Source organism: Thaumasiovibrio clandestinus (assembly GCF_047250365.1).
GTDB lineage: Bacteria > Pseudomonadota > Gammaproteobacteria > Enterobacterales > Vibrionaceae > Thaumasiovibrio.
Genome location: NZ_JBLBVL010000005.1, coordinates 155988 through 180159, shown reverse-complemented (window position 1 = coordinate 180159; position 24172 = coordinate 155988). Strand labels below are relative to the sequence as shown.

Genomic DNA, 24172 nt, shown 5'->3' with positions numbered 1-24172 from the left:
TTCCATTGATCTCGATCAAACTCATTCAGTTGAGCCATCTAACTTCTCAACCGACAATTGGAAAGTATCGGCCAATAAGCGTTTAAAGCGTTCATCATCAATTGGTTTTGGCAGGTGGGCCTGCATTCCTGCAGCAAAACAACGCGCAATCTCAGCTTGGCTTGTTTCCCCCGTCATCGCTATGATCGGAGTATGTTGATTTATTCCCTCTTCAGAGCGAAGTTGATGAGTCACCATTAGTCCGCTCATTTCTGGCAGGTTAACATCCATAAAAATCAGATCAAAGGCGTTGGTGGCACACAAAGACAGCGCCTGCATACCATCCATTGCTGACTCAACAGTGAACCCTAAGCGCCGAAGCTTCGCCATTGCAATGGTACGGTTCACCCTATTATCATCGACCACCAATACATGATGCTGGTAATCCATATCGATAACCACCGATGCAGAGGCTTCTGGTGATGGTAGTGCAAAGGGTAAAATCACGGTGAATGTACTTCCCTCACCTGGCTCACTGACAACCTCGAGAGCGCCGCCCATTAAATCAATTAAAGACTGAGTGATTGCTAGCCCTAACCCACTGCCACCGTACTGTCTATTTACCGAATGATCCGCCTGTTCGTATTCATTAAAAATCGCCTGCAATTTATCAGCATCAATACCAATACCGGTATCAGAGACGGTTAGCTTAATCGTCGCCAGCGATGTTGTGTGGCTGTGTAGGCTCACGGTCAAAAAGACGTGACCATGGCTAGTAAACTTCAATGCATTTCCAACGAGATTAATCAGTATTTGTTGAAGCCGCGTAGGATCACCAATCACTACCTCTGGAAGGTTACCATCAACCCAATAACGGAAATTCAGTGACTCCGACTTATCACGGGCTAACGGCGTTAAGAGTTGATAAACAAATTCTCCTAACTCAACAAGATTAAAAGACGTTGCCTCTAGCTCCAGCTTCTGAGCACTCAAACGACTGTAGTCTAATATGTCATTAATCAAACGCATTAAGCTCTGCGCTGACTGACCAATAATGTCAATATACTGCTTAGTCTCCTGCAATGAGTGACTATCACGAATCAAATCTGCCGCGCCGATAATGCCATTCATCGGCGTTCTAATTTCGTGACTCATCACAGATAAAAACTGCTGCTTAGCTTCAGCAGTGGCAAGAGCCTGCTGACGCATAGCGTGGAGCGTTTCACTATGTCGATTGAAGCGTTCAATCAACACCCCTAACTCATCATGATATAGCACGGGTAATGGAGACGACTCACCTACCCCCTTTTCTTGCCGCAAACTTTGCCCAGCAAGGTTTAGCGGCCGCAAGATGTAGTATGAATAGAAGAAATAGGCGACAAGCAGCGCAACAAACAGGCTAACCACTAAGGCACTCAGTAGGCTTATTTCTAAATTCGTCACTTGTGACGTCAAAACACTACCGGGCACACTACTTAATAACATCCACCCGGTTCCGGGCATTGTTACAGCATTAACAAATACCTCTTGCTCTAACAGTGGATCATCCAATAATTTACCGTGAAAGAGACTATTCGCAACACGATAACGGTCTTGACCTGACTGATGCAGCGCGTCTGCAACCAGCAAGGCGTAATTAAAATCTATTGCATTGGCGCGTTTCAATATCGCAATGGCTAACGCCACAACATCCGTTTTCTGCTGTACGCTCAAGCGTTTCTCTTGAGCAATAAAACTCATATTTAATGCTTGTTCAACATAACGATAATCACGCTCAGCCAACTGCTCTGCAGTGATCGGCTCACGTCCATTTGACGTGTATGCTATTACCATCTGCTCTTGAGGGTAAAAAATAAACCGCCCTGAACGATCAAACATGGCCAAATAGCCACCGAGTTCATCACCTTTTTGCTTTAAGTAAGGTGCTAAACCACTAAGACGAACATCAATCGTCACCACCCCTGCCATTTTTCCATCATGAAAGTAGGGCATAGAGCAGGTCACCATTGACTCATGCGTGTAAGGGTCGGTGTACGACTGAGACCAATAAGATTGGCCTTCTTTTAGCCAATATGCTGGCACATACCACTCTTCATTAAAGTAAGCTCGAGCTGGATTTTGGTTATAGGCTTCAACTTGAATGAACTGCTGTTGATGATCCTTACTGAAAAATAAGCTGTCTAGGTAACGTTGATTTTCCCCCTGATAGGGTTCTGGCCACACGCCGCCGCCCGCTATCACATCCGCACTATTAGGATTAGTAAACAACGATTGCATCAAAGCAGTTAGCTCAGCATAATTTTGTGTCTCTGCTGCCGTTGCAAGCACCATGGTTAAACTTTCGATATCAATCGCTATTGATGATACCGAGTGCATGGCTGCGGTCGTTTCTGCAACTAAATGTTCTTTAACCTTCGATGCAACGATCTGTGCACCTCGTGTTTCAACCACGTAGAACACCACGCAACACAACACTAAAAATAACAGCAGCAAAAAAATACACCCTTTGACACGCAAGGAGTAAACCGTTTGCTTCATTTTCCGCTCACTCCTACTTCTAAGTGCAAACGAACTTCTTCTAGTAATCGATTAAGCCGATTCGCCAGCTCCTGTATTGGCTGTTGTATTGGCATATCAGCCTTTAACTGGCGTTCCACCTCCGCTGCCATTTCTGCCACGCTGTTTGCCCCAAGGCTACCTGTAACGCCCTTGATGGTATGCACTAAAAGGCGTAACTGTTCTTCTTGACCCTCGCTGCTTAATTGGCTCAATCGCTGAGCATCTTCGCCATGCTCACTGATGAATAGTTGCAAAAGCATATTCACCGCATCGGTATCATCATCGAGCGCATCCAGCATGATATTAATATCAAAGGAGTGGCCTTCTTCAGGCAAGATTTGATAGAGCTCACGGTTGTCAACCTCTGTCTGACGATGGGTTATGTCAGCCTTTCCCGATACCATACCTTCCTGTACGACTGAGGCTGAGTTCGCTAACGATAAATCGACACTGTCCGGTGACGCTTTTCGGCTGCTTGGCGCAGCATCGGAGTAATTAAACATAACTGACGCTGACTCACCCGTGTCTGATTCCGCGCTAGGCTCTGCAGGCTGAGTAACAACACTGCTGGTTTGTTCGTCTTGATTAAGCACCACCTCGGCGTCATCAACTTGACTTACGTCACGCTTAACATTGCGTAAAGAATTAGAAGAAATGAAAAGGTAGATAAAACCAGACAGCGCTAACGATAAGCCAACTAGCCAGGTTGCCATGACTGTCTGATTGCTTTTGCGCAGTTCAATAAACACCTCATCTAATACAGCTGGCAATTGATTATTAAAGTGATGATCTATGACTTTTTGCGCGGAACTATCGTATTGGCCATGCCTTGCAACCATCGGAGATAGCATTTTAATAATAGATTTGAATTCAGCACGTTGTGTTAAAGACAACCTCTGTATATTTTGCTCAATTGTCGCAATGAACTGACGATAACGTTGGTTATCAACCGATATCCGCTTATCCGTGCTAGCAAATACTTCACGGAAAAAGAAACCTGATAGATGGTCTAGAACTGCACGTACTTCTTCTGTTTCAGATTGCTGATAAGCAGCACTTAGCTCGTTAGCAAGATCGCTTACCGCATAGCCACCAGCCAACACAATATCGACAAGGTCGACAAACTGGCTGCCGCCTAGCTTTAACGACACGCCCAGTTCATGGTCTTGGCCAATGTCATCAGGTAGCGTCAGTAAATGACGACGAAAGCTCGATGATTGATTAATTATGGACTCAACCGTTCTCTCGCCCTGAGCTGGCATTAAGATGACTGATCGCATGAGCTCTGCACGGTAGATATTTAAAGTATTTAATTGATTATATTGATTCTCAAGCCGAGATGCTGAGTACCACTGCCATAAAGCGACAGGAATGACGAGAAGCGTGCAAGCCAATAAAACGTTTATCAAGCGTATGGCAGATAATCGATGCCTTGTAAGCACCATAAGATCCCCCGCAGTGCAATTGTTGTTTATGTCAATGAAACAAGTTACTTCAAGATATATAACTTATCATAAACCAATTAATCACACAGCACCGCCCAAAACAAGCGACAGTAACGATTTCATTGGCGATACATGACATATCGCCAACAAAAATGCACTTAAATTAAAATCACTCGCTCGCCAACCGACGTAACAATTGATCTTTTAAATTTGGCGGGATGCCTTTCAGGGTCAAGGTATCAGTATCTGCATCATAGAATACCCTTTCGCCAAACAACAAATCATCAAAAGAGATCGACACGCCACCACCAGAGCCGACAAATTTCTTCAGTTTACGCATTGTTGTTCTATCTGCTGGAAAGGACTCTTCCAACTCATAACCTTGTGCAGCAGCAAATTGATAGAAATCTGCCCCACTATCGCTATCAGGTAGCTCACCAGATAACTCTTTTACCTCTACCTCTTCACCGTTTTGCAAACGGCTATTACAGTATTCATATACCTGTTGACGCGTTTGCTGCTTCTCTTCTTTGTCTAATCGTGCATCAGTACAGAAGTCTTCGACCGCTTGCATCAGTAGTTGGTTCTGCTGCTTAGTATCCATCCCCGACTCTGCTTTTAAGAAATCGAGGAAAAAGTCACCGACTTTGCGTCCCACGCGGCCTTTAATGAACGTCAAATAGCGATTGGACTCAGGATCAGTCTCATAAGAAGACAGGTCAATTCGCGCGGCAATGTCCATTTTTGCGACATCGAGATAAGCGACATTATTGATGTCTAAACTGTCAGTAACCTGCATACTCTGTTTTGAATTCAGCATACCAATAAACAAATAGTCGGTCGCCAATGACTGATAAAATGCAATCACCAGTGTTCCCGCTTCAGCAAAAGGATACTGGCTTATTTCCGCTTTCAGGTGAGTCGCTAAGTGGTTAGAGAAGCTAACAAAATCAATCTTATCCTGCCGATATTCTCCCAACCACTGCTTCACGTTACTATCGTCAGCAAAGTATGCAAAGCCTTTACCCGCTTTACTGTTGAAAACCCGATGCAGTTCAGCCACTAAGGCTTCACTCGCGACGTTGTTTGCCAATGCATCATCACGCAGGTGCAGCGTCAACTCCTGCTGATCGTTTTTTTCGATTTGATGCAAAATTAGATGTGAAAGGGTCATACTCATAATGAAATGTTTTCAGTTAAGGGGGAGTGTGCGCTATGATAAGCAGCTTTTAGTTAACTTTAAACCGAAAATCTTATGCCAGTTACGTCAAAATACAGCGACAAACAAGTTGAAGCCATCCTTAACGACATGATAAATGTACTGGAACAGCATCGAGCTCCAGCTGATTTATCACTAATGATTGTGGGTGATCTTGCAACTAATATCATCAACAACAATGTGCCAAACGGCCAACGTAAAGCGATCGCAGAAAAATTTGCCCACGCGTTACAAAGCTCTGTGAAAGACAAGCAATAATCGTTAATCAATAGGATTCAAACGACAACGCTATGGTAAATGATTCAGCCCAGTATCGTGACAAAGTCTCCCAGCTAATTAGCTGGGGGCATTGGTTTTGTTTTTTCAATATCTTTGTCGCTATGGCATTAGGCAGCCGGTATATCCTGCATTCACAAATGCCGGATAGCGTGCTGGGGTATGCCTATATGGGGCTGAGCTGGGTCGGCCATTTTGGATTTATCTCCTTTCTGGTCTACCTGCTGATCCTATTTCCAACCACGTTCGTTATTCCATCACAGCGCCTAATGCGGCTGTTTGCCGTTTTGGTTGCCACATTGGGATTAACAACCCTATTGCTTGATACCCATGCCTATAAAACGCTTAATCTTCATTTAAGCCCTGTGGTATGGAACCTATTGATCAGTGGCGAACGAACCGAAGCCAACGCCAACTGGCAATACCTGTTTGTTAGTATGCCGATCATCTTTCTCTTGCAGATGGTGTTATCGGAGCTACTTTGGAAAAAATTACGTAAACTCAGCCGACGTCACCTTGGGCTGCCTATCGGCATCGTTTTTTCGTTCTGTTTCATTTCGAGTCACCTAATTTATGCGTGGGGTGATGCCCAGCTGGATCTCAATATCACCCGCCAAAAAGACAACTTTCCACTGGCCTATCCAATGACCGCGAAAAGTCTCATGGAAAAGTATGGCTTACTGGATCGCAGTGATTATGTTCGTCGCCGACAAGCATTAGAGATAAGCACGAGTAATGAGATGCAATACCCATTGCAACCATTAACTATCTTGCCCCCCAAAGATGCTCAGAATGTGGTTTTACTGTTAGTCGACAACTTACGCGCGGATACTGCCAACCCAATTGTTATGCCCGAGATGTCTGCCTTTGCACAGCAGTCACTGGCGTTTCAGCAGCACTTTAGTAACAGCAATCGCAGCCAAGAGAGTTTATTTGGTCTTTACTATGGCCTGCCTGCAAGCTATCAAAAAAGCGCTTACAATGCAGAGACAGCGCCGATTATGCTCGAAACGCTACAGGATCAGGGCTATCAAATCAGCCTCTTTGGTAACGAAAATGCGAAAAGCAGCCTCTTCCAGCAAGAACTCTTTGCCGCACTTAATATCGATACCATTGTTCAAAGTCCCAATGACAATAGTACGATCGAGCATTGGCAACAATGGTGGCTGGCACAACAAGATAATGAGCAAACTGCACCACAATTTAGTGTTATCACCTTATCTGCGCTCTCGCAATTTGAAGCACAACGTGGTGATGGTTATATAAAAGCGCCATCAAGCTATAAACAAGAAGCTATACTAAAAAGCCACTACCAACTTGTTGCCAGCGAAGTAGATAAAAACATCGCGCAGATAGTGCAAACACTACAGCCGCACCTATCAAATACTGTTGTGATTATCACCGCAGACCAAGGGTTAGAGTTTAACGACACCAACTCGAACCGTTGGGGGGTCGGTTCAAACTACAGCCGTTACCAATTGCAAGTACCGATGATCATTTATCGACCAGGCCAAAAAGGTGATGTGGTTCAACGTCATACCCATCACCTAGATTTTGCGCCAACGCTGATGAGTAACCTACTCGGCGTAGAAACCGACCCTACGCTATACAGTAGTGGGCACAATCTGTTTGCACCGAGAATTAAGCGCAATTGGATCATGGCAGGAGACGAGCATGATATTGCCTTAATCAACGCTGAGACCACCACCGTCATTGACGATGAAGGTAGGTTTACCGTTTTCGATAACCACTATCGCCCTATGAGCAACCCAGATAGTGCCAACCTGACCAATCTCATTCAAGCAATGGAAGAACTAAAGCGCTTCTATCGTACGGAAAGAGATTAGCGCAAACTGATCCCGCCAGTGCTACCGCTTTGCGATACACTGGCGGAAACCATCTTCCCACCCATCATTATAGCTCTCATCATAGTGCATTCTTTCGATATCCTGATGATATGATTCACCGTGCACCTTTCCCTGTTGCGTTCTAGAATAACAGCCATCTTGATAACCATCGAGGTACTCTTGCTCAAAACCGAATTGCCGCAACACACCAATACGATCTGGCCCTGAACACCCAACGATGAACAGTAACAAAACCACACTAACAATACCTCCCTTCATCTATCCCCCTGATTGCATATGCATTACCCTCTTTTTAACATAGTCGACACCAACCAATGACGCGAACAACCCAAAGATTTCCGACGCGCTACCTGATTAAAGTCGACCCCCGTAACCTTCTCTTTGTAACAAAAATTGAATTGCATATAACAATATGAAGTGCCGAAGAAAAAAACTATTTTCACCTTGAATGAGTTCAAAATTGTTACCATGATAATGATACTCATTGCATAACGGGAGGGGGGTGGCATTAATGTCACTTATCACAGGCTTTTTTAGCGCACTTTGTCACAAGCTAAATCAAAACCAAGGGTTAAAAAGCCTTTGTGATGCGTTGTGGTCTCAACTTGTTAGCGATTTTGATGTGCAACAATTGACCCTTATCATCTCCTACCAATCACAATGGAAAGTATTGATGACGGCATCGAAAGGCGAGTATTGCTATCACTCCCCTCCCATTGCTACTTATGACCGAATGCCACACCCGTTTTATCAAATCAGTCAGTCAATACGAGATAACGTTCCAAATATTGAGTGGCAGGGTTCACTACAGCGCGTTTGGTTACCATTACAAAGAAAATCACGTCCGCTTGGTTGTCTCGTGATCGATGTAGCCGCGCAAGTCCACTTTAGTCATGATGACCTCACTGTTTTAACCTCTCTATTGGCCGCAGAAATAGAAGGTCGCATACTCAATGAAACGGCACAAAGTGATTACAGTTCATTGCGTGATAAAGAGAGTCAACTCTTTAACAGCCAAAGAGAGCAAAAAGCCTTACTCGATCGCATGCAAGCTTTGCATGCACTTTCATCCACCTTCTCACAAACTCGAACGATGAATGAGTTACTTTATACATCGGTAGAGCACGGTAAAAAAATGCTTGGCATTGACCGTATGGGGGTATTGCTTTACGACCATCGTGGTGGTGTTGTCAAAGGCAGTTATGGGACAGATATTTATGGTGAAACCATTGATGAAAGCTACTTTTCATCCCCTCTCTCCAGCCACCCTTTAGCGCAACAAACGCTAAAAGATAAACAGTTCCTCCTTTTTCAGGAAGACACCGAACTCTATCAAGACATGACCGTGGTAGGCCGGGGATGGAATGGCTACGTCGCACTATGGGATGATAAGACACTATTGGGGTGGATTGCGGTCGATAACCTTGTTTCTGGCGCACCGCTGCGCTCATACCATAAGCATATATTGAAACAATTTGGAGCGACACTGTCGCAGCATATCATCCGCCGTCAAGCTGAAGATGCGCTGATCACCCTCAACCAGCAACTGGAGCAACGGGTACAAAAGCGAACATATCAACTTGAGGAGGCCAATCGACTGTTGGAAAAATTATCTCAAGAAGACCCTTTAACTGGGATCGCGAATCGGCGTGTCTTTGATACTGCATTGGACAACGAATGGCGCCGTGCCGAACGCCATCAACTGCCTCTTTCGCTGCTTATTATCGATATTGACCATTTTAAACAGTACAACGATAAATTCGGCCACCAGCAGGGAGACAGCTGCCTACATAAAATTGCGACCACACTTAATGCGTGCGAACGACGGGCAGGCGCCCTCTTTTCTCGTCTTGGCGGGGAAGAATTTGCGTATCTTTTGCCAGGATTTGATCAACAGGCTGCCCAGTACACCGCTAATCGACTTGTAGCCGCTATAGAAGCGTTATCGCTTCCTCATCCTAATAAAGGCAAAGTGGTCACCATTAGTGTTGGCAGTGCGACCATTACGCCGCAACTTGGGCAACAGCCACATACCCTCTATGAACAGGCCGATAAAGCCCTATATCAAGCTAAGTCTTCGGGGCGGAATTGCGCTTGCGACGTCCTGCTGATTTAGTTTTCACATTGCCCCCTTTGGAACTCGCTGTGCCGCTACGGCGCTTTTTATACGCCGGTCGCTTCACCTCAGGCAAAGAAAATAAACTCTGTGGCACAGGCTCTTGTTGTGCTTTAGACATAAATTCACTAACGCTGTCAGCCAGCTGAGCCATAAATGGCGCGTATGCGGCCCGCTTTTCAGCAATATCTTGCAACTGATGTTCCCAGTGTGCCGTCATATCTGGTAAGACAGCCATTGGTGGTAAGGCATAGATTAAGCCTTTCCCTGCTTCTGAAGCCCGTACAGTTTTACCTTGTCGTAACAACAGCTGGCGCTTAAATAAAATATCAATAATCCCGGCTCGCGTTGCTTCCGTACCTAAGCCATCCGTTTCTCGCAACACCTGCCGTAAAGACTCGTCGCCAACAAAACGAGCAATTCCTGTCATTGCTTGCAATAACGTTGCCTCAGTAAAATACTTTGGTGGCTCGGTCATCTTATCCGTTATCGCGCCTTCTCGACATGTCCACACTGAATCGAGCTCAAGGGCTGGCACTGTCGCTTGCAGCGCTTCATCATCTTGCTCCGTTTTTCCCACCAGCGCCTTCCAACCCGCTTGCGCCAAGTAGCGCCCCTTCGCTAAAAATTTTCCACCTTCGATATCAAACAGCAAACGCGCATTATCATACACAGCGGCAGGATAGAACTGCATGAGATATTGTCTGGCAATCAGCTGATAAACTTGTGCTTCTCGCCCTGATAGCGCACTGCCTTTCCCCCCTTTAGGGGTTGGAATAATCGCATGATGGGCATCAACCTTCTTGTCATTCCAAGCAGCAGAGCGTCGTTGCTTGTCTGCCTGTTCAACTGCGGTTTCCAATGAGGGGTCATTACTTGCAATCGCACTTAGCACACTATCACGCTGTGCATAGTGGTCGAGTGGAAGGTGGCGACAGTCACTACGAGGGTAGGTTATCAACTTATGCTTTTCATATAAGCTCTGGCATACCGCTAATACATCAGCTGCCGACAGCTGAAAGCGTTTGGCGGCATCAATTTGGAGCGCAGATAGCGAATACGGCAAAGGGGGATTTTGCTTGGTTGTCTTGCGCGTAGACTCCACCACCGTTGCCGGCTTATCATAAATTCGCTGCTGCACGTTCTCAGCCAAAGGCCGCGACAATAACCGTCCAGATTCATCTAAATACCGGCCACACGCTTCACTTGGTTGCCAGCGCGCTCTAATGTCCTGCCCTTGATACGGAATAAGTGCGTCGAGTTCGTAGTAAGGCTTTGCATTAAAATTAGCAATCTCATCATCACGCCGAACCACTAACCCCAGCACCGGCGTTTGCACCCGTCCCACTGACAATACACCGTTATAACCCGCTTTCTTTCCCAATAACGTATAAGCACGAGACATATTCATGCCATATAGCCAATCAGCACGAGAGCGAGCCAAGGCAGAAACAGATAGTGGAACAAATTCGCTATTATCGCGCATGGTTTGCAGTGCGCGCTTTACGGCGGGTGGATTCAAATCAGAGATCAGTAAACGCTTAGCTTTCTTTTTCTTTGCGGCAGGTGCTTTTAAATAGTCCAACACTTCATCGACTAATAACTGTCCTTCACGATCCGGGTCTCCCGCATGCACTAACTCATCTGCACCCTTTAGCAATTTACGGATAACAGCCAGTTGCTTTGCAGCAGAAGAGCGAGGTTTTAATTGCCACTGTGGCGGGACAATCGGCAAATCAGCTAAGTTCCATTTCTTGTATTTTTCGTCATAGGCATCCGGCTCAACCTGTTCTAACAGATGACCAATACACCAAGTCACCACATCACCATTTCCTACAGTGATGTAGCCTTGTTGATTACTATGAGGCTTAGGTAAGACAGCAGCAATCGCCCTCCCCAAACTCGGTTTTTCAGCGATATAAAGACGGGACATAGTCATTCATCAATGTGGCACACTGATGATACTGTATAAAAAAACAGTTAACTAGGCAAGTCGGCTGACATTCTCTTCCTTTTACCTGTTTATCTTTTGACTCAATGGATACCTTGCGCCGACTGACTACAAATAACTCACGTAGCGGTCTACATCTCGCTCAGGCAATTTAGCCGATTGACAATTTGGTGTACCAAGATACAAAAAGCCAACAATGGCTTCTTCGCCAGTAACCCCAAGTGCATCGCGCACACTGGCGTGATAGGCCCATGAGCCAGTTCGCCAAAACCCACCAAATCCCTTCGCCACAGCCGCCATCTGCATGGCGTGTGTCGCACAGCCAGCAGAGATAATTTGCTCTATCGCAGGGACCTTGTCATGCGCTGTAACAGCAGCAACAACAGTGATCACCATCGGCGCGCGAAAAGGCGCCCGTGCCGCTTTTTTTAGGGTTGACTCTGGCGCACCATCGGCTTGTGCCGCAGCAACGAAAATGTCCGCTAAACGGTGTAGCCCCGCATCGTGTGCAACGATAAACCGCCACGGCGTTAACCCTGCATGATCAGGGGCACGTAATCCAGCATTGAGAATCACCTCCAATGCTTGTCCTTGCGGAGCTGGGTTGACCAATTTCGGAAGTGAACGTCGCTCAAGTAATAACTGCACTGCTTCCATGTTATCTCTCCTTGTTGGTTCAAGCCTATTAACTTAGCACAACAATTACAACTGTGCTGCCAGCTCAACGCCACGACGAATTGCCCTTTTCGCATCTAGCTCACCGGCTAGCTCCGCACCTCCAATAACATGTACCGCTACCCCTTTATGTGCCAACGGTGTCGATAATTCATCTACAGATTGTTGTCCACTACATAACACCACATGATCGACAGGCAAACACTGCGGTTGCCCTTGAATCAGGATGTGCAACCCTTCGTCATCAATGTGTTTATACACCACATCAGACAGCATCTTAACGCCTCTTTTTTCCAGCGTTTTCTTATGAATCCAGCCGGTTGTCTTGCCTGGACCACGCCCCATCTTTCCGGGTTTTCGTTGTAAAAGCCAAACTTGTCTTTTGGGGCTGTATTGCTCTGGCGGGCATAATCCTCCACCGTGAGTTAATCCATGATCAATACCCCAGCTTAACAGCCAGCCTTCCAGAGATAATGGCGCCGGCTCACTTAACATCGAGGCCACATCAACACCTACCCCACCCGCACCAATCACAGCCACTCGGTTGCCTAACTGAGGTTTATCACGAATTAAGGTTTGATAATCGATCACCTTAGGGTGAGTGATACCACTAATATCCGGAATTCGGGGTTTTACCCCGGTCGCGACAATGACATCATCAAACAGGCTGAGATCATCAACCGTCGCACAATGGCGCATCACCCGTTTCACACCCAGTAAGTCCAACTGCACATCAAAGTAACGAATGGTCTCCTTAAATTCCTCTTTGCCCGGAATCGACATCGCCAAGCGAAATTGCCCACCAAGTGCAGCTTCTTTCTCAAACAAGGTTACCCGATGTCCCCGCTGTGCTGCAGCCTTTGCTGCCGATAGGCCTGCCGGCCCAGCACCCACTACCGCAATTGAGCGAGGCTGCACAGCAGGCTGAAGAATGAGTTCTGTCTCATAACACGCTTGTGGATTGACTAAACACGTTGCACGCTGCATCACAAAAACATGATCGAGGCACGCCTGATTACAACCAATACAGGTATTAATGGTCTCCGGCTTACCTGCCTTGGCTTTGGCGACGAAATCGGGATCCGCTAAAAATGGCCGAGCCATCGATACCATGTCCGCTTGTTCAGCCGCAAGAATAGACTCTGCTACGTCGGGCGTATTTATCCGATTACACGCTATCACAGGGATTGAAACATGCTGTCGCAATCGTTCCGTCACCCATGAAAATGCGCCACGTGGCACCTGTGTTGCGATAGTAGGTATTTGGGCTTCATGCCAACCAATGCCAGTATTTAACAGCGTCACCCCACTTTTCTCTAAACGCTGAGCCAATGAAATAACGTCTTCAAGCTGGCTGCCTTGTTCAACCAAATCCAGCATAGAGAGACGAAATATAACAATGAAATCCCGTCCAACCCGAGCCCTTACCGCCTTAACCACCTCTAATGCAAATCGCATTCTATTTTGGCTACTTCCGCCCCAATCATCATAACGCTGGTTGGTACGCTGACAGAGAAATTGATTAATCAGGTATCCTTCCGACCCCATTATTTCAACGCCATCGTAGCCCGCTTCACGCGCTAATTCGGCGCTATGAGCAAAGTCCGCCACCGTTTTACGTATCCCCCTATCACTCAGCTGATGCGGGGCAAAACGCGATATCGGCGCTTTCATGCCTGACGCACTCACCGCAAAAGGGTGCATCGCATAGCGACCAGCATGCAGTAATTGCAGCGCAATTTTGCCACCATGCTGATGCACCGCCTCCGTCAATATCCGATGCTGCCTAACGTGGCGAGTATGGCTAAATTGAGCCCCTAACGGATGTAAACGTCCTTTGAAGTTAGGTGAAAAGCCACCGGTCACAATTAACGCCACATCCGCTTTCGCCCGTTCAGCATAAAACGCAGCCAGCTTAGGAAAACCACCACGGACATCCTCGAGTCCCGTATGCATTGAGCCCATCAACACCCGATTTTTTAATTGAGTAAAACCTAAATCCAGCGGTGCCAATAAATGTGGGAAGCGTTCCATAAGGCCTTTACTCCATTTTGCGATGGTCTGACCAGATTAGGTCGACTTGGGATATTGCGCAACCATACAACAACATTTTGTTAACCACGCAGCATTTTTACGCTGTATTTCCGTTTCAAGTGCGATAGGATAAGGAAAATTACTTTACAGGCTACTTAACAGCATGAAATCACTCTTTAAAGGGGTGGCGACACTTTGTCGCTGGATATGGAAAGGCATAAATTTCACCCGCCAGCTACTTATCAATCTGGTCTTTTTCTTGTTTATTGGTGTCTTTATATTTGCTATCACTCAACAGCAAACAACCGAAACAGATACCGAGCAACCAAAGGCACTAGTCTTAGATCTTAACGGCAAAATTGTCGAGCAACGCTCATACAGCAGCAATTTTGATTCGTTTACACAAACCGCATTTGGTAATCCAGCCCCTAAAGAAAATGTCTTGTTTGACATCGTTGATGCCATCCGTTATGCCCGTCATGATGACAGTATTAGTGGGGTGGTCTTACAGTTAGGCCAAATGGCTGACACTAGCCTGACGCAATTACGCTATATCGGCAAAGCACTCAATGAGTTTAAAGCCTCTGGCAAACCGATTTATGCTTACGGAGAAGTGTTTACACAAAGCCAATACTATTTGGCATCATATGCTGACAGCTTGTTAATGTCACCCGACGGTGCGGTGCTGCTGCAAGGCTATGGCAGCTACCGACTCTATTACAAATCCCTTTTTGAAAAACTGGACATCAATACACACGTCTTCCGGGTGGGTACGTATAAGTCGTTTGTTGAACCGTACACTCGCGATAGCATGTCCAAAGAAGCACGCGAAGCCAATCAAGTCTGGCTCGATCAATTATGGGGAGCATTTATTAGTGATGTGGCGACTAACCGCCAGGTAGATAAACAACAGCTTACCCCAGATATTGACACCCTAATCGCACAACTGCGCGATGTTGATGGTAATTTCGCTCGCTACAGTAGCCAACAAGGGTTGGTTGATGGATTACTAACACGACAAGAGGCCAATCAAAAACTGGGCGACATTTTTGGTCGTGATGATAAAGGTCATTACCAAGGTATCAGCTACTACCAATACCAACCACAAGCCCCTCTTGTCCAAAGCAGTGAGCAAATTGCTGTCGTGGTGGCAAGTGGTGCAATCATTGACGGGCCACAACGCCAAGACACCATTGGCGGTGATACCACTGCCGCACTGCTAAGGCAAGCACGGCTGAATACTTCAATTAAAGCTGTTGTTCTGCGGGTAAATAGCCCGGGCGGTAGTGCATTTGCTTCAGAAGTCATTCGCAATGAAGTCGATGCACTAAAAGCTGCTGGAAAACCCGTGGTCGTCTCCATGTCATCCACCGCAGCCTCTGGCGGCTATTGGATAGCCAGTAGCGCCGATGCGATTATTGCCAGTCCAACAACCCTAACAGGCTCTATCGGTATTTTTGGTTTATTAACAACGTTTGAAGATAGCCTAGCGAACTGGGGCGTATACACCGATGGCGTTGGTACAACGGACCTTGCTGGGGTTGGCATTACTCGTCCCCTTTCACCTAAGGTAGCTGAACTCTTTCAGATTGGAATTGAAAATGGTTACCAACGCTTTATTAATTTAGTCGCCCGTTACCGTAACATGAGCTTAGAAGAGGCAGATGCCGTCGCTCAAGGGCGTGTTTGGACTGGTGAAGATGCCCTGCAGCACGGATTGATCGATGCGGTGGGCGACTTTGATGATGCCATTGCAAAAGCGGCTCAACTGGCAGAGCTTGAAACCTATCGCCTCAATTGGATCGAACGGCAACTTTCGCCAATGGAAGCATTTTTATATGAGCTATCTAACTCGGTTAGTGCCCCTATTGCTAAGCAACTGTCTACACTGCTGCCCCCGGCATTGCAAAGCTCATTGCACGAACTCCAGCAAGCAACAAGCCTGCTAGATACCCTTAATGATCCAAAAGGCCAATTTGTCTATTGCCTAAATTGTGCCGAAATCCGCTAAAGTGGTCACAAATATAGAAAAAGCCTGCAAATGCAGGCTTTTTCCCTGAAAATATTTACCAATAGTAGCTTGGTATTCTTTATACCACACGTATAATGTGCCCACCTGTTCTTAGTCTGTGTCAATATGATGGAAAGAAAACATATCTATATCGCCTACACTGGCGGCACCATTGGTATGCAAAAATCAGCGCAAGGGTACGTGCCCGTTGCTGGATTTATGCATGATCAACTGAATCGTCTTCCTGAGTTTCATCGCCCAGAGATGCCTAAATTCACGATACATGAATATGACCCTCTGATCGATTCATCAGATATGTCGCCAGCAGATTGGCAACGTATTGCTGATGACATCAAAGCAAACTATGACAAGTACGATGCATTCGTTATTTTGCACGGCACAGACACGATGGCTTACACCGCATCGGCCCTTTCGTTCATGCTCGAAAACTTAGGTAAACCTGTCATCGTAACGGGGTCACAAATCCCGATTGCCGAGCTGCGTTCCGATGGCCAAAGCAATCTACTTAATGCTTTACATGTTGCCGCTAACTATCCAATCAATGAAGTGACGCTGTTTTTTAACAACAAATTGCTACGTGGAAACCGCAGCACAAAAGCGCACGCAGATGGCTTTGATGCCTTTGCTTCACCAAATCTACCGCCGCTGCTCGAAGCGGGTATCAATATTCGTGTTAGTAACGACATTGAGCTGAGTAAACCGCCTCAGGGGGAGTTTAACGTTCATCATATGACTCCTCAGCCGGTTGGCGTTATCACCATGTATCCGGGAATTTCACCAGAGGTTATTCGCAATACACTCCGACAACCAGTTAATGCAATGATTTTATTAACTTTTGGTGTAGGAAATGCGCCACAAAATCCTGAGCTGCTTGGTCACCTTCGTGATGCACATGAGCGTGGAGTTATTGTTTTGAATCTCACTCAGTGTTTTTCTGGCAAAGTGAATATGGGTGGATACGCGACTGGCAATGCGTTAGCTGATGCTGGCGTGTTAAGTGGTTTTGATATGACGCCAGAAGCCGCGCTAGCTAAATTACACTATCTATTAAGCAAAGATCTGCCGATAGAACAAATTCGTTCACAAATGCAGCAAAATTTGCGTGGTGAAATGAGCTTATAAGCTAACAATATATGAGTGTTTAGCCCTAGCTTTTAGGGCTAAATCGCCGTGTAGAAATAAATTGAACCTCAGTCGTACCTTAGTTGTTTTCAGGTGATGCTGGTTGAACTCGGAAAATTTCATCTTCGCTTTTGTGGCTAAACTGCCTTTTCAGTTCACTTTTACTCTTTATACAGATATCACCACCTGCGGCCACCGTCATATGTTCAGCGGCGCGATTATGTTTGGACTGATACAGCATAACCGCTTGCAACGTTTGCTCCTTTTGAGCGGGTGTTAATGGCTTTCCATCTGGCCAACGTCCGGTTTCCACAGCAAAACACAGCCGCTCATAAATCTCTGGCGTTATAGCCGACAACAATGTCTCTACCTTCATCGCTCTCATCCTTGTTTTACCTTTGCACACGATATATTCATTCAAAATACAAGGTCAATCCCAACTTCAAAACATAAACCTATCAATTCATTACTGTCGCTTGCTGTTTACGTCGTTTACTTACATCATAGACAGACACAAACGAATGGTTTATCAATGAGATACTTACTCGCCACTTTTATCTTTTTACTGACAGGGTGTGAACAACAATTTCGCACCACTGACGCATTATGTGATGCGCACCCCGAGCTATGTGTCAGCCTTAATAATGGTGACGGTCAATGCCGCAACCAGCGTACCGACTTAATTTGGCAGCGTTTCGAGTCAAAACAACATAAGAATGAACTAAATTTATATACCGAACTACAGTTCACTCATGACTATTTACGTTGTATTGAGCGCGTTAGCGGCATTGAACACATCGAACAGAAAGAGCGCAAAACCAACCGAGTCGATTCCCTCCTTGCTACGCAGGAGATAGCACGCGAACTACAGCAGACGCTTAGCACATCAACAAATCCGGAAGTCATCTATTATCTCTGGCGCCTTGGTGATGAAAAGGCAAAATACCGTTTTCTCGAACTGGAAGGCAGCACTGAACTCAATACGCCCTATCTCCAATTTGCCTTAGCGAGTTTTTATACCTCAGAGGATAAAGACAAAACCCTTGAATTACTTCACTATGGACTATCTCTTGTGGAGTCGAGCGACAACCTCGAACCACGGCTGATATCGACAATAGCAACCATTTATCATCAATCTGGGCACCATGCCGAAGCATATACTTGGTCAAAAGTCGCTACGCACTTTAACCTGCCAGTCAGTGATGACGCTCGATTAAGGCGTCTTTATCCGCTAACAGCCTCCGAATACCGCTATTACAATGAATTAGCATCAGTGATTGCCAAAGACATCAATCGAGGGCGCTATAAAGCTGGTCACTATATTTACTCTTCGTCTTCAGCAGGGTGAAAGCACAGAGAAACTGAGTTGACACAATAGCGCTGCCCTGTAGTCTTGGCAGGGCCATCAGGAAAAACATGCCCCAGATGGCTATCACAGTAGCGGCAACGTATCTCTACCCGTTGCATACCGTGACTATTGTCTTCAACATATCGAATTGCCGACGCATTCAGTGGCGCATCAAAGCTGGGCCAACCGCACCCAGAGTCATACTTATTGTCAGACAGAAACAGTGCCGAACGACAACACGTACAGTGGTATACCCCAGTCTGTCGATTATGCAATAGGGTGCCACTAAAAGGGGTTTCGGTCTCTCGTTGGCGGCAAACGCGAAACTCCTCATCGGTGAGCTGCTGGCGCCATTCGGAGTCAGGCTTATCCATCTTTGCTCCTTTCTATTGTCAGTACCATGCTAACAAGACGTTACGGGCTTGCCTTTCACAGCTTGACAGTAAACGGCAAGAAAAGGTTGCAATATAACAACAGTGTGGCACATTATTTCCATCAAATGTAATTCTGCTATATTGCCGTTACATTTGAAGCATTCACGCGAAGAATGCTTGATGACTTGACCTATTCAAGATGTGATGCGGCTCTTATTAATAAGAGATTAAATATCAAGCATGTAGTCAATATGTAAACAAATTCCGTCAAAAATTTTGACCTCAAGCAATAAAAGTTCCGATTTTGCTTGCACGGTCACGTCGGATTCTGTAATTTTACTACCAATTTCTTTCATCAAGAACTATTAAGTTGTGGAGCAACTATAATGACTATCAAAGTAGGTATTAACGGTTTTGGCCGTATCGGCCGTTTCGTTTTCCGTGCATCTGTTGAGCGTAACGACATCGACGTTGTAGCAATCAACGACCTGATCGACGTTGAGTACATGGCATACATGCTTAAGTATGATTCAACTCACGGTCGCTTCAACGGTACTGTTGAAGTTAAAGACGGTAACCTAATCGTTAACGGTAACACTGTACGTGTTACTGCTGAGCGTAACCCTGCAGACCTTAAGTGGGACGAAGTGGGTGTTGACGTTGTAGCTGAAGCAACTGGTATTTTCCTAACTGACGAAACTGCTCGTCAGCACATCACTGCTGGTGCGAAGAAAGTTGTTCTAACTGGTCCATCTAAAGACGCAACTCCAATGTTCGTTATGGGTGTTAACCAAGACTCATACGCTGGTCAAGACATCGTTTCTAACGCTTCTTGTACTACTAACTGCCTAGCACCAATCGCTAAAGTACTTAACGACAAGTGGGGCATCGAATCTGGTCTAATGACTACTGTTCACGCTACTACTGCTACTCAGAAGACTGTTGACGGTCCTTCTGCTAAAGACTGGCGTGGTGGTCGTGGTGCTTCTCAGAACATCATCCCATCTTCAACTGGTGCTGCTAAAGCGGTAGGCGTTGTTCTTCCAGAACTAAACGGCAAACTAACTGGTATGGCTTTCCGCGTACCAACTGCTAACGTTTCTGTTGTTGACCTAACTGTTAACCTAAAAGAAGCTGCTTCTTACGACGAAATCTGTGCTGCTATGAAAGCTGCATCAGAAGGCGAAATGGCTGGCGTTCTTGGCTACACTGAAGATCAAGTTGTTTCTCAAGACTTCATCGGTGAAGTTCAAACTTCAGTATTCGATGCGAAAGCAGGTGTTGCTCTAACTGACAAATTCGTTAAAGTTGTATCTTGGTACGACAACGAAATCGGTTACTCAAACAAAGTTCTAGACCTAGTTGCTCACATCTCTAAGTAATTTCTGGTCTGAATTTTGATTAAAGCGGCTTTATAGCCGCTTTTTTTGTACCTTTTTTTTAATTATTACGCAACGTTACAGTATCTGCCACGCCCTGCATTTAGCAATGGTATTCAATCTGATCTTCGGAGTCTCTATGCACAACCTACACTTAAAACCGATTAATGCGATTTCTGAATATATTACCGTCTGCGATTACCAAGGTATTCCTGTCCTTCACATCACGCACCCTCTTGCAGAAGCCGCGATATCCCTGCACGGTGGGCATATTATTGGCTTTAAACCACACGGTGAAAAAGGTCTTCTCTGGTTAAGCGAAAAAGCCGAATTTGCGCCTGATAAAGCGATTCGTGGTGGTATCCCTGTCTGCTGGCCATGGTTCGGTAAAGCGACTGCGCCAGCACATGGCTTTGCACGTACCAGTCTATGGTCTCTACAAGAGCACAGAGAAAATGACACAGGTGTTATTGTTTCCCTATCTTTAGAAGATAATGAAGAGACCCTTGCGATTTGGCCTCACAAATTCCACAACGTTCTTCGCTTTGAAATTGGTAATACTCTAACCGTTAGTCTCACTACCACCAATACTGACGCTCACCCATGGCAATATGGCGGTGCGTTACACACCTACTTCGATGTTGAACATATCAACACAACAACGGTGACGGGCATGGGCGAGGTTTACCTTGATAGCTTACAAGAAGGTAAAGTCTGTAAAGGCGAGCTGGCTCTGACGTTTGAAGCAGAGACAGACCGCATCTACACCCAACCAGAGCCGACGATCGTCATCAACGATACACAACGCCAACTGATGGTAAAAAATGGCGGCGATCGCAGCGCCGTAATTTGGAACCCTTGGATGGCGCTCTCAACCAGCATGGCTGACATGGCCGATAACAGTTATGAAACCATGCTTTGCGTTGAATCCACCATTCACGGCAACGACGTTACTTTAGCACCAAGCGAATCACACACGCTCACAACAAAAATTAGCATCGGTTAATCTTCTTACAGCCGACATTACCTAATGTCGGCTCAACGATACTTTGCTATGCGCGCATAACTTGCTGCACTTCCAACAATACCCAACCATTTCCATCGGGGTCAGAAAATGTCGCATAACGCCCCCCTTTCGTCATAATCACTTGTGATACGCTAACGCCACGCCGCTCTAATAAGTGACGCGTGTGATCAACATTGTCTGTTTTTACCATCAGCCCCTGAACACATCCAGGTTGCATTGTTGCAAATGGTTTCACCAGTGAAATCGTTGTCTGACCTCCCTCAGGAACCAGCTGAACCCAGCGGCTAGACTGCTGAACGATATCCCGAAGAACAATAAAACCAAGCGCGTCACGATAGAACGCTAACGCCTTGTTCTGATCGGTGACTGGAATTGATACCGTATCAACAAACGAGATGCTCATACTTTTCTCCTCTACACACTACCGATAAGCGTATGACACAGGAGTTGTTTCAGCGCAAAAAAAAACTGCGTATTGTTGTATCAGAAACTAGAATCTCAGCGCAAAACAGCATAGCAATATACTGCATATATAAGGCTTTCAGGCTCGTTTGCCCTCTTTTCCATTTCTAAACAAGAAATTAGCAACTAAATTTTTTTAATCGATTTACTTGCGCACCTGCGCTTTTAGGCAAATAGTTTACTTACTGTTTCCATTTTTACTCTCTGTACAATCCAGTTGATATTTTTCAACTTTCCAAACAAGTCAGCCGACATGAAGCAGAAAAATCAGTCGACAGCAGCTAGGCTTAAAGAGGATGTGAAAGAAACCGTGCGCCATCCTTTCCAGTAGATCAGGTAACGTTTTTTTAAGGGGCTTCACCATGAGTATTTTCGACCACTATCGTCAGCGTTATGAAGAATCGAAAGATGAAGAGCTATCGCTTCAAGAATTTCTCGAAATTTGCCGCAATGATCGCAGTGCTTATGCGAACGCGGCTGAACGTCTATTAATGGCAATAGGCGAACCAGAAATGATCGATACCGCTCAAGACCCTCACCTTAGCCGCCTTTTTTCTAACCGAGTCATTTCACGTTATGCAACGTTTAAAGATTTTTACGGTATGGAGGATGCAATAGAGCAAATCGTTTCTTACCTTAAGCACGCCGCACAAGGGTTGGAAGAACGAAAACAAATTTTGTATTTACTCGGACCGGTAGGTGGCGGGAAATCTTCACTCGCTGAGAAACTAAAAAGCTTAATGCAGCGTGTCCCTATCTATATTCTGACTGCCAACGGCGAGCGCAGTCCTGTTAACGATCACCCTTTCTGTCTCTTTGATGTCAGTGAAGACGGCGGCCTGCTCGAAAAAGAGTACGGCATTCCACAACGCTATTTACGTTCAATTATGTCGCCGTGGGCTGCAAAACGTTTACATGACTTCGGTGGCGATATTACCAAGTTTAAAGTGGTGAAAGTTCGTCCATCTATCCTTGATCAAGTTGGGGTGGCCAAAACAGAGCCAGGTGATGAAAACAATCAAGATATCTCATCATTAGTCGGCAAAGTAGACATCCGTCAATTAGAACATTTTTCTCAAGATGATCCAGATGCGTACAGTTACTCCGGAGCGCTATGTAAGGCAAACCAAGGACTAATGGAATTTGTCGAAATGTTCAAAGCCCCCATCAAAGTACTGCATCCTCTGTTAACAGCGACGCAAGAAGGGAACTACAACGGGACCGAAGGCCTCTCTGCCTTACCATTCGATGGCATGATATTGGCGCACTCCAATGAATCTGAATGGCAAACCTTCCGTAACAACAAAAACAACGAAGCCTTTTTAGATCGGGTTTACATTGTTAAAGTGCCTTATTGTCTTCGTGTATCAGAAGAGATCAAAATATACGATAAATTGCTGCAAAACAGTGAGCTAGACCAAGCACCATGCTCACCGAGTACCCTAGAAATTCTGGCACGCTTCACCGTATTATCACGCTTAAAAGAGCCTGAAAACTCTAGCATTTACTCAAAAATGCGCGTTTACGATGGCGAAACGTTAAAAGACACAGATCCAAAAGCAAAATCGTATCAAGAATACCGTGATTATGCCGGTGTTGATGAAGGAATGAACGGGTTATCGACTCGCTTTGCCTTTAAGATCCTCTCCCGTGTGTTTAACTTTGATCATTCAGAAGTCGCGGCAAACCCCGTCCATCTATTTTACGTGCTTGAACAGCAAATTGAGCGCGAACAGTTCCCTGCCGACATCGCTGAAAAATATTTGGAACATCTAAAAGGCTTCTTGATTCCTAAGTATGTGGAATTTATAGGAAAAGAGATTCAAACCGCCTATCTAGAATCCTATTCTGAATACGGACAGAATATCTTTGATCGTTATGTCACGTATGCTGATTTTTGGATTCAGGATCAAGAGTACCGCGATCCTGAAACCGGACAACTTTTCGACCGCTCTGCACTTAACAACGAGCTAGAGAAAATAGAAAAACCAGCAGGGATTAGTAACCCTAAAGATTTCCGTAATGAAATCGTTAACTTTGTGCTGCGTGCCCGTGCGAACAACTCGGGGAGAAATCCAAACTGGACCAGCTATGAAAAACTGCGCACCGTCATCGAGAAGAAAATGTTCTCGAATACCGAAGAGTTGTTACCCGTTATCTCTTTTAACGCGAAAACCTCAACTGAGGAGCAGAAAAAACACGACGATTTCGTCGCTCGTATGATGGAAAAAGGCTACACACGCAAACAAGTTCGTTTGCTCTCTGAATGGTACTTACGTGTTCGTAAGTCCTCTTAATTGAGCACT

General features: G+C 45.6%; 19 protein-coding genes. 9 read left to right on the top strand and 10 right to left on the bottom strand.

Annotated elements, in window-relative coordinates; genetic code table 11:
- Positions 1-21: 21 nt before the first annotated feature.
- The 3 genes from ACKLNH_RS09700 to yejK all read right to left on the bottom strand — a co-directional run bounded on the left by ACKLNH_RS09700 (position 22) and on the right by yejK (position 5163).
- Positions 22-2517 carry an ATP-binding protein gene (locus ACKLNH_RS09700; RefSeq protein ID WP_413112053.1) on the bottom strand — a complete coding sequence of 832 codons (2496 nt, stop codon included), beginning with the start codon at positions 2515-2517 and terminating at the stop codon, positions 22-24.
- Positions 2514-3983 (bottom strand): Hpt domain-containing protein, encoded by a 1470-nt coding sequence (locus ACKLNH_RS09695; RefSeq protein WP_413112052.1) that lies wholly within the window; start codon positions 3981-3983, stop codon positions 2514-2516. Before ACKLNH_RS09695 ends, ACKLNH_RS09700 begins: the two co-directional genes overlap by 4 nt.
- A gap of 169 nt (positions 3984-4152) precedes the next feature.
- Positions 4153-5163 carry a nucleoid-associated protein YejK gene (gene yejK / locus ACKLNH_RS09690; RefSeq protein ID WP_413112051.1) on the bottom strand — a complete coding sequence of 337 codons (1011 nt, stop codon included), beginning with the start codon at positions 5161-5163 and terminating at the stop codon, positions 4153-4155.
- 75 nt (positions 5164-5238) lie between these two features.
- Between yejK and ACKLNH_RS09685 the strand changes: the two genes are divergently transcribed.
- Together ACKLNH_RS09685 and ACKLNH_RS09680 are read left to right on the top strand one after the other, a co-directional pair.
- Entirely contained in the window at positions 5239-5460 is a 222-nt protein-coding gene (locus ACKLNH_RS09685) for a YejL family protein (protein ID WP_413112050.1), read from the top strand.
- Between the two features lie 32 nt (positions 5461-5492).
- Complete coding sequence (locus ACKLNH_RS09680; RefSeq protein ID WP_413112049.1) at positions 5493-7325, top strand: DUF3413 domain-containing protein; 1833 nt, start codon at positions 5493-5495, stop codon at positions 7323-7325.
- Positions 7326-7346: 21 nt separating this feature from the next.
- Here ACKLNH_RS09680 and ACKLNH_RS09675 read toward each other — a convergent pair whose 3' ends face one another.
- Positions 7347-7604: a hypothetical protein gene (locus ACKLNH_RS09675; RefSeq protein ID WP_413112048.1), complete on the bottom strand. Its 258-nt coding sequence runs from the start codon at positions 7602-7604 to the stop codon at positions 7347-7349.
- Positions 7605-7857: 253 nt separating this feature from the next.
- Between ACKLNH_RS09675 and ACKLNH_RS09670 the strand changes: the two genes are divergently transcribed.
- Positions 7858-9462 (top strand): GGDEF domain-containing protein, encoded by a 1605-nt coding sequence (locus ACKLNH_RS09670; RefSeq protein WP_413112047.1) that lies wholly within the window; start codon positions 7858-7860, stop codon positions 9460-9462.
- On the opposite strand, the gene ACKLNH_RS09665 is transcribed toward ACKLNH_RS09670, so the two are convergent.
- The 3 genes from ACKLNH_RS09665 to ACKLNH_RS09655 all read right to left on the bottom strand — a co-directional run bounded on the left by ACKLNH_RS09665 (position 9416) and on the right by ACKLNH_RS09655 (position 14122).
- The gene (locus tag ACKLNH_RS09665) at positions 9416-11395 is read right to left on the bottom strand and encodes a DNA topoisomerase III (RefSeq protein ID WP_413112046.1); all 1980 of its coding nucleotides are present in this window, start codon (positions 11393-11395) and stop codon (positions 9416-9418) included. The genes ACKLNH_RS09670 and ACKLNH_RS09665 overlap by 47 nt on opposite strands.
- 126 nt (positions 11396-11521) lie before the next feature.
- Positions 11522-12070: an NAD(P)H nitroreductase gene (locus ACKLNH_RS09660; RefSeq protein WP_413112045.1), complete on the bottom strand. Its 549-nt coding sequence runs from the start codon at positions 12068-12070 to the stop codon at positions 11522-11524.
- A gap of 45 nt (positions 12071-12115) precedes the next feature.
- Positions 12116-14122 carry an FAD-dependent oxidoreductase gene (locus ACKLNH_RS09655; RefSeq protein WP_413112044.1) on the bottom strand — a complete coding sequence of 669 codons (2007 nt, stop codon included), beginning with the start codon at positions 14120-14122 and terminating at the stop codon, positions 12116-12118.
- Between the two features lie 163 nt (positions 14123-14285).
- Between ACKLNH_RS09655 and sppA the strand changes: the two genes are divergently transcribed.
- Positions 14286-16133 carry a signal peptide peptidase SppA gene (sppA, locus tag ACKLNH_RS09650; RefSeq protein ID WP_413112043.1) on the top strand — a complete coding sequence of 616 codons (1848 nt, stop codon included), beginning with the start codon at positions 14286-14288 and terminating at the stop codon, positions 16131-16133.
- Positions 16134-16262: 129 nt separating this feature from the next.
- Positions 16263-17276: an asparaginase gene (gene ansA / locus ACKLNH_RS09645; protein WP_413112140.1), complete on the top strand. Its 1014-nt coding sequence runs from the start codon at positions 16263-16265 to the stop codon at positions 17274-17276.
- Positions 17277-17355: 79 nt separating this feature from the next.
- Here ansA and ACKLNH_RS09640 read toward each other — a convergent pair whose 3' ends face one another.
- A complete protein-coding gene (locus tag ACKLNH_RS09640; protein WP_413112042.1) occupies positions 17356-17652 on the bottom strand; it encodes a YeaC family protein in 297 nt (98 codons plus the stop codon).
- 156 nt (positions 17653-17808) lie between these two features.
- On the opposite strand from ACKLNH_RS09640, the gene ACKLNH_RS09635 reads away from it, so the two are divergent.
- Positions 17809-18624 carry a DUF2989 domain-containing protein gene (locus tag ACKLNH_RS09635; RefSeq protein WP_413112041.1) on the top strand — a complete coding sequence of 272 codons (816 nt, stop codon included), beginning with the start codon at positions 17809-17811 and terminating at the stop codon, positions 18622-18624.
- Here ACKLNH_RS09635 and msrB read toward each other — a convergent pair.
- Positions 18600-18998 (bottom strand): peptide-methionine (R)-S-oxide reductase MsrB, encoded by a 399-nt coding sequence (msrB, locus tag ACKLNH_RS09630; RefSeq protein WP_413112040.1) that lies wholly within the window; start codon positions 18996-18998, stop codon positions 18600-18602. The genes ACKLNH_RS09635 and msrB overlap by 25 nt on opposite strands.
- Positions 18999-19384: 386 nt before the next feature.
- Here msrB and gap point away from each other — a divergent pair, with 386 nt between their 5' ends.
- Together gap and ACKLNH_RS09620 are read left to right on the top strand one after the other, a co-directional pair.
- Positions 19385-20380: a type I glyceraldehyde-3-phosphate dehydrogenase gene (gene gap, locus ACKLNH_RS09625; protein ID WP_413112039.1), complete on the top strand. Its 996-nt coding sequence runs from the start codon at positions 19385-19387 to the stop codon at positions 20378-20380.
- A gap of 136 nt (positions 20381-20516) precedes the next feature.
- A complete protein-coding gene (locus ACKLNH_RS09620; protein ID WP_413112038.1) occupies positions 20517-21383 on the top strand; it encodes a D-hexose-6-phosphate mutarotase in 867 nt (288 codons plus the stop codon).
- A gap of 46 nt (positions 21384-21429) precedes the next feature.
- Here ACKLNH_RS09620 and ACKLNH_RS09615 read toward each other — a convergent pair whose 3' ends face one another.
- A complete protein-coding gene (locus ACKLNH_RS09615; RefSeq protein ID WP_413112037.1) occupies positions 21430-21807 on the bottom strand; it encodes a VOC family protein in 378 nt (125 codons plus the stop codon).
- A 421-nt stretch (positions 21808-22228) separates the two neighbouring features.
- Between ACKLNH_RS09615 and ACKLNH_RS09610 the strand changes: the two genes are divergently transcribed.
- Complete coding sequence (locus tag ACKLNH_RS09610; RefSeq protein ID WP_413112036.1) at positions 22229-24163, top strand: PrkA family serine protein kinase; 1935 nt, start codon at positions 22229-22231, stop codon at positions 24161-24163.
- Positions 24164-24172 lie beyond the last annotated feature (9 nt).